This window comes from Mycobacterium sp. E1214 (assembly GCF_001666755.1).
In the GTDB taxonomy this organism is placed as follows: domain Bacteria; phylum Actinomycetota; class Actinomycetes; order Mycobacteriales; family Mycobacteriaceae; genus Mycobacterium.
The window spans coordinates 24,491-30,490 of sequence record NZ_LZJC01000078.1 but is presented as its reverse complement, the minus strand read 5'-3'; the positions used below and the strand labels follow the sequence as shown (position 1 = coordinate 30,490).

At 66.8% G+C, this 6,000-nt stretch carries 4 protein-coding genes and 1 pseudogene; 1 reads left to right on the top strand and 4 read right to left on the bottom strand.

Annotated features, from left to right (window positions below):
* A partial coding sequence (locus tag A5700_RS09315; RefSeq protein ID WP_068204651.1) for a phospholipase D-like domain-containing protein occupies positions 1–758 on the bottom strand: 758 nt, incomplete at its 3' end.
* 331 nt (positions 759–1,089) lie between these two features.
* Positions 1,090–1,842: a sensor domain-containing protein gene (locus A5700_RS09310; RefSeq protein WP_068204649.1), complete on the bottom strand. Its 753-nt coding sequence runs from the start codon at positions 1,840–1,842 to the stop codon at positions 1,090–1,092.
* 1,330 nt (positions 1,843–3,172) lie between these two features.
* Between A5700_RS09310 and A5700_RS26945 the strand changes: the two are divergent.
* A pseudogene (locus A5700_RS26945) lies at positions 3,173–3,274 on the top strand (recombinase family protein); the annotation flags it as partial.
* 68 nt (positions 3,275–3,342) lie between these two features.
* Here the strand turns inward: A5700_RS26945 and A5700_RS25280 are convergent.
* Both A5700_RS25280 and A5700_RS25275 read right to left on the bottom strand, forming a co-directional pair.
* Positions 3,343–4,440: an FHA domain-containing protein gene (locus A5700_RS25280; RefSeq protein WP_231991395.1), complete on the bottom strand. Its 1,098-nt coding sequence runs from the start codon at positions 4,438–4,440 to the stop codon at positions 3,343–3,345.
* A 410-nt stretch (positions 4,441–4,850) separates the two neighbouring features.
* Positions 4,851–5,555 (bottom strand): sensor domain-containing protein, encoded by a 705-nt coding sequence (locus tag A5700_RS25275; protein WP_197502691.1) that lies wholly within the window; start codon positions 5,553–5,555, stop codon positions 4,851–4,853.
* Positions 5,556–6,000 lie beyond the last annotated feature (445 nt).

Sequence of the window (6,000 nt, the reverse complement as noted above, 5' to 3'; positions counted from 1 at the left end):
GCCGGGTTTTCGGTGAGAACGATGCGGCAGGTGACCCCTCGCTGGGCGGCCTTATCGAGGGCGGAGACCACCGCGCGGTCTTTGAGTTCTTCGCTGGTGACATCGATGCTGTGGGTTGCGTGGTCGATGTGTTGCAGGAAGAGGGCCGGTGCTGCGGGAGACCAGATGAGGTTGGGCGCGGCAGTGGCCTCGGGCGGGCGCCCGGACGGGGCGTAGTCGGCGTCGAATGTTGCCGCGATGGCTGACACGTCGATCGGGTTGGTATCGATTACCCAGGCGTCACGGCTGGTCGGGTAGTACTCCGGTGTGAGATTGCCGGTGCCGACTGCGGTGGCGGTGTCGTCGACGGTGATGGTTTTCTGGTGGTAGATCACGCCGTTGGGGGCCCATCTTACGTCGACGCCGGCGGCACTGAGTTGCTGGAACGTTGCGGCGTTGTTGGTGCGGCCATGAAACGCGGCGTCGAGAATAATTTTGGTGTCGACGCCTCGGTGGTGCGCATCGACGAGCGCCGTGATGGCCGCGGGGTCGGTCAGTTCATACATCGTGATGTGAACCGCGCGCGACGCACTGGTGATCAGGCCGACGATGGGGTTGTAGCCGGCCTCGGGCTCTTGAACCAAGCGGTAGTAGGCGTCGGCCGCATGAACGTGAGGCGCTGCGCACGCGCCGCTCCCCAACGCCAGGGTGAGTCCGGCAACGGTCGCTCCGAGCCAGCTCGGCGCCTTGCGGGCTGCGACGAAAACGTACGCCTGCATCCGGGGTGTCCTTTGCACTGCAGCGTTTATGTCGACCCGGTTTAGCTGTCTGGTGAGCCGGCGGCGGCGGCGCCAGGGCGTCGTGGGTCTATTCGACCACGCGGTGTCGCTTGCTGGTCCGCCCGATAAGTGCACAGTGGTGTGTTCTCACGTGCGGCTGTCCGCCTGCGAATCGGTTGAGCGGCTAGCACGTTTGGGGACTGAGGGCGCTGGCCGACGGGCGCGGCGGCCGGGTGCCAGCAGCGGCGAGGGAACGAGCCGTTGCTGCCATCCGGGCCTGTGAGGTGCGCCTGCTTAAGTGCGTGTGTCTCAAACGTGTCCGCGCAGTCGTTTAGGTGGCCTGACCAAGGCGTTGGACGATCCTCGACGCCAGGGTCGTCGCCGCAGCGCCAGCGTTATCGCTGCAGGTCATCACGTCGATGACGACGTTGCGTTTCGCGGTCACCGCCCGCTGGCATGTGCCGCTGCCGTTTTGCGGCGCGACGGTAGCGGTCAGGATGTCACCGCGCAGGGCGACGTCCTGGACCGTCCACGGCAACGGCTTGTTGTCCTTGAGGGACAACACAATGGGGCCTACCCGGCAGCCCTGCCAGGTGGCGGCTTGCTGGCTGACGAACGCCGTGGCGGCTGACTCGGTCGAAAACGTCGTAACCCCGTCGAACACGGTGTGCAGCTGATTCTCATCGGCGTCACGCAGTGCCTGCACAAACGTGGCGCGCGGCCCAGCCGGGTCATAGGCAACCCTGGCGGCCGGAACGACGACACCCGTGCACTGGGGTGGGTTGGTTTGGTCGGTGAACATGCCCGGCCCGTTCAGCTTCGGCATGACTTCGAGTTGCCCGGCCCCCATGACCTGGGTGACAGTCGCGACCTCGGGCACCAGTGCTGGCAGGGCCGAATCATCAACCGGGCCCGCCGGCGGCGTAGCGCCGGGGGCGGGCACCGACGGCGCGGTCTGAGGCGCCGGGGACGACTTGACCGGCGGGGCGGGCACAGGGACACCCGCAGCTGCCGCGGCGGTCGTGGATCCGTGGTCGTCGCCGTAACCGGCGAGTGCGAGCGTGCTGACCGCCAGCACGGCCACCGCAGCTACCCCGGCCGCACCGATCGCCCACCACTGCACCTTGCGCTTACCTAAGGGGGTCGGCGGCATGGGGCCGAGGCCAGGGCCTGCCCAAGCGTTGGGCGGCCCCCAAGGGCGAGCGGCCGGTGGCGCTATCGCGGACGCGGGGTGCTGGAAAGCCCCCGGGCCCGCTGCCGGGGCCCACGGTTGGACAGGAGGGCGCACGGCGGTCCCGGCAGGGCCTGCAGGAGGAAACGCGGCGGGCGGCGGCGAGGCCGGGCGCCTGTACGGGTTGCCGTATCCGGCATACCCGCGGTGCTGGGGGGACGGGGTGAAGGTCTCAGTCATCGTTTCGACTCCTAGCCGTAGGGACCCGCTCTAATACACGCCCCGTGATGCAACATATTCAACCATAAAGACGTAGCACTTAGCAAGGGGAGTCGTAGCACCGGCGGTTAAAGCTGGCGTAGCAGTCATAAGGGCATGTCAAAAGGGCATTATCCGTTGCTGCTATGGTGGTCAATATGGAGCGGTAGCGGCCCTAATCGGGGGTATATATCGTCATTGCAAGTACAGCATTCGTACCGTTGCGGCTGACCGCTGTTGCAGTTTGACTGCGCTGCGAGCCGGCGCACGTAGCTGGGTTGGTCGGAGACGGTGATCGAAGCGTGGGGGTCTGATGGAGCGGTGTGGGTGGCTGGCGCGGCGGGCGCCGGGGCCTCTTACGCCTGGGGTGCCACACACAATCGCCACGTCGGGGGGTATCCCGCCGTCTTGTTCTCTGGCAGATCCTGTGACGCGCGAGACATAATAAGCGCGTTTAACCATTCCGTTCGCAGTGGTAGACGAGCTCGTATGAACGCGAAACTTTCGAAGCTTTCACCAGTTCTGTTCGCCGGTGTCGCTGCCGCAGGAATCGCAGTTGCACCCTCCGCTGTCGCCGATCCGGCACCACCGCCGCCGGCCCCGCCGGCTCCCGGTTGCTACAACCCCGACGGCACGCCTTGCACGCCGTCGGCGGGCCCGCAGGGAGCCGGTGCCGAAATTGCTGGCGGCCCGGGAGCCCAGGCGGGCTCCAATGGCCAGGTTGCGGCCGGTGTCCCCGGTGGCCCGTGGGCTCAAGCGGGGCCGGGCGGAGGACTCGCGTGCGTACCAGGCGGCCCGTGCCGAACAATTAACCTGCCCGGATAACACTTCATCGCTTCGGGGTTCCGCGCGAGGGACGACGGCTGATGCTGGTCGAAGCCGGCCGGTTGTCATCTGCCGAAGTTATGTGACCGCCGGGCTAGTACCTCCTTGAAGAGTTTGATCACCCCTCCGTGCGCCGATGCAAAGATGGTCTCCATTGTCTGGTGATTGTCGAATCTCATTGTGCGGCTTGCGCGAAGGTAGGGACACCGGCACACCAACAGGCCGTGCCGTGGCCACAATCATGGCGACGTCAGCGTCTCTCGGACGAGCCGGGCATGTTCTGTGGCCACGCGTCACTGGGAAGCTCGTTGCCGCCAGTGACGCCCCGTGCTAGCGGCGGGTGAGCACCGTCAACACCGCGGACAGTGCCGCCCCAGTGGCGGCATCTACCGGCGCTTCGGCTTCTGCGGCCCGGACCACCTCGACCGGGACGTCGGCGGCGTGGGCGATTTCTTCCACGCTCAGTTCGGCGCGATAACGAGCCGCATACAGCCGCTGACCCAACGTGGCTCCCGGCGCGCGGGCGGCACGCAGCATCAGGTCTTTGTAACACTTGCGGACTGAGCTGAGTCCCCGCGCGACCTCGGGAGCTCCCTTGGCCGTCTGCGCCGCATTGGCGGCTACCGATTCGAGTCTGCGAAGATCGGACAAGATTGCCCCGACGCGGGCGCTGAACGCCGGGTCGGCAACATCGGACGGCAGCGCTGCAATCGCCGAAGTGATTGTGGATAAGGCGATTTCCACAGCGTCGGCCATCAACGGCGCGCGCACGGTATTGGTCATGACTTCGGTGCTGTCGTTGGCGTCGACGGTGCCAAGGTTGCTGCCATCGCGCAGGCGGGTGATCGTGCCATGTGGCCATTGCAGAGCTTGTTCGAGCCTGGCCAAGGTGGCCCTGCGGGGCCAGCGTCGACCTTTCTCAAAGTCGATGAGCGCACCGGCGTTGACGATTCCCTCACGGGCCAAGTAGCGCTGCGTCAGTTTGAGCTCTTCGCGGCGCGCGGCCACCGCCGCGCCAGCTCGAGCGATTCCGGGATCGGTGACCTCGGTCCGCTCGGCGTCCTCGCCGTCGCCCTCGTCTTCGTCGTCGTCGCGCCCGTCGGACCCCGCCCCGTTGGATGGATGAACACCGAAACGCACCAGGGCCCCCTCGGGATGGCCCAGGTGCACCGTGGTGGCGTCGCTGATCGCGAAGGTGTTCTGCGCGACGCCGTTGAGATAGGTGCCGTTGCGGCTCTGGTCGGTGGCGACCCACCCGCCAGGTGTGTAGTCAAGGCGCAGGTGGCTGCGTGAGATGCGGTCGTCACCGACGATCACTTGAGCCGGGAATTCTCGGCCGATCATGATCGGCGCCTGGCGGGGTCCATAGGTGTATGTGTGCTGGTCAGACTCGATCACCAACGCCATGTGCTGGCCGTCGGGCTGCATCTCTGACGGGGCGGGTGACGTGTCGTGAATGGTCTCCATACGCTCACACTCCAACATCGCGCCACGCTGCTACTGCTACTGCTACTGCTACGCTTACGCTATCACGATCGCGGCCATACACACCGCACATGCTGCACTTTTGGCGGCTGTTCCTGGTAGCCGCCCCAGACCGCGGCGCGGGCAGGGCCTAGCCCCTGCACCCTTAAACGGGCCGTTCCTTCCGGGGGGAGCGACATTTTGAGTGACCTTCGAGCGCTTGTTGAGTTCCCGGTTCCGGTGCGTGGCCTCTGCGGCTCTGCTCCGATTAGCGGCCGCGCAGGCAGCGGCTACCGCGTGCACACGCGAGGAAGATGTAGCGCGAGAGACAGCGAGGAAATACCGCCCGTGCCGTCTGGGGCCCGACCAGCGGCTCAGCCACCGAGTCGACCGTTAATCGCCGTGGCGATCGCCGTGGCTTGGTCGTCGGGGGCAAACCCGTACGACGCGACGTCGGCGACGACGTTGTTGCGGGCCGTCAACGCATGCTGGCAGCGCCACCCGCCGCCGCCCTCTTCGACCCCTTGGGCGGTCAGCACGCCGGCTTGGAAGTTGACGGTACTGATGGTGTACGTCTCCGGGCCGTCGTCATAGTTGGCCGTCGCCGATTTGCCTTGGCATCGAACCCACGCATCGTGCTGTTTGGTGACGAAGTCGGCGGCGGCCTGTGCCGTGGCGAAGCTGACGACAGCCTGGATGACGACGTGTTGCCAGTTCGAGCTGGCTTCGTGCAGCAGCTGGCCTCGCATGGCGATCCAGCCGCTGCCCTGGTAGGCGGCCTGCTCGGCAGGGTGGTAGGTCTGCAGGCAGTCCGCAGTGTCGGATTTGGGGTTGTCCATGTGGTTTTCGACCGACTGCACCACGGTCATCGCGGAGCTACCGACAATCGGGTTTAGAGCGGCCGGGTCGGGCAGCAGCCCGGGGAGGGCATTCACAGGCACGATCGCCGGCGGCGCCGCAGTGGTGGGCGCCGGTGATGACCCAGCGGCCGCCGGTGGGGCCATCGAGCCCGAGGCGCTGCCGCCTGATGCGCTCGTGCTACCGGCCGTTAGGGCTACCGCGGTGCCGACGACGGCCACTGTCGCCGCAGTAGCGGCCGCCACGAGGGCCCAGGTCCGGTTCATCCGCCGCGAGGTCGGTGGCCCGCCGGGCGCCGGCGCCCACGGCCCCGGTGCGAACTGACCCGCGGGCGCGCACGACGGTCCGGGCGACCAGACGGGCCCAGGCGCAGGAGCGCCCAACCACGGTACGCGAGGCCCGGCCACCGCGGTGGCCTCGCCCTGCGCTGCCCGGCGCGGCCCCGTGACCACGGTGGCCTCGGGGTCGGCCGCGGCGGCCGGCGTCGCTATGAAAGGTCCGTAGGGAGACCCCAACCCCGGGCGATGCTGCTGCAGTGACATGTCTATGTACCTTCCTAGATGCATCAGTATGCTGCACATATAAACATGCCGAAACGTAGCATCGCAACACGTTCGCGGGATCAGGATCAGATGCTCGATGACGGCTCTCCAGGCGCAATCCCGT

Excerpts from the sequence above, each read along its gene's own strand:
- A5700_RS25280 (WP_231991395.1), bottom strand. The coding sequence starts at position 4,440 with ATGCAGCCCGACGGCCAGCACATGGCGTTGGTGATCGAGTCTGACCAG.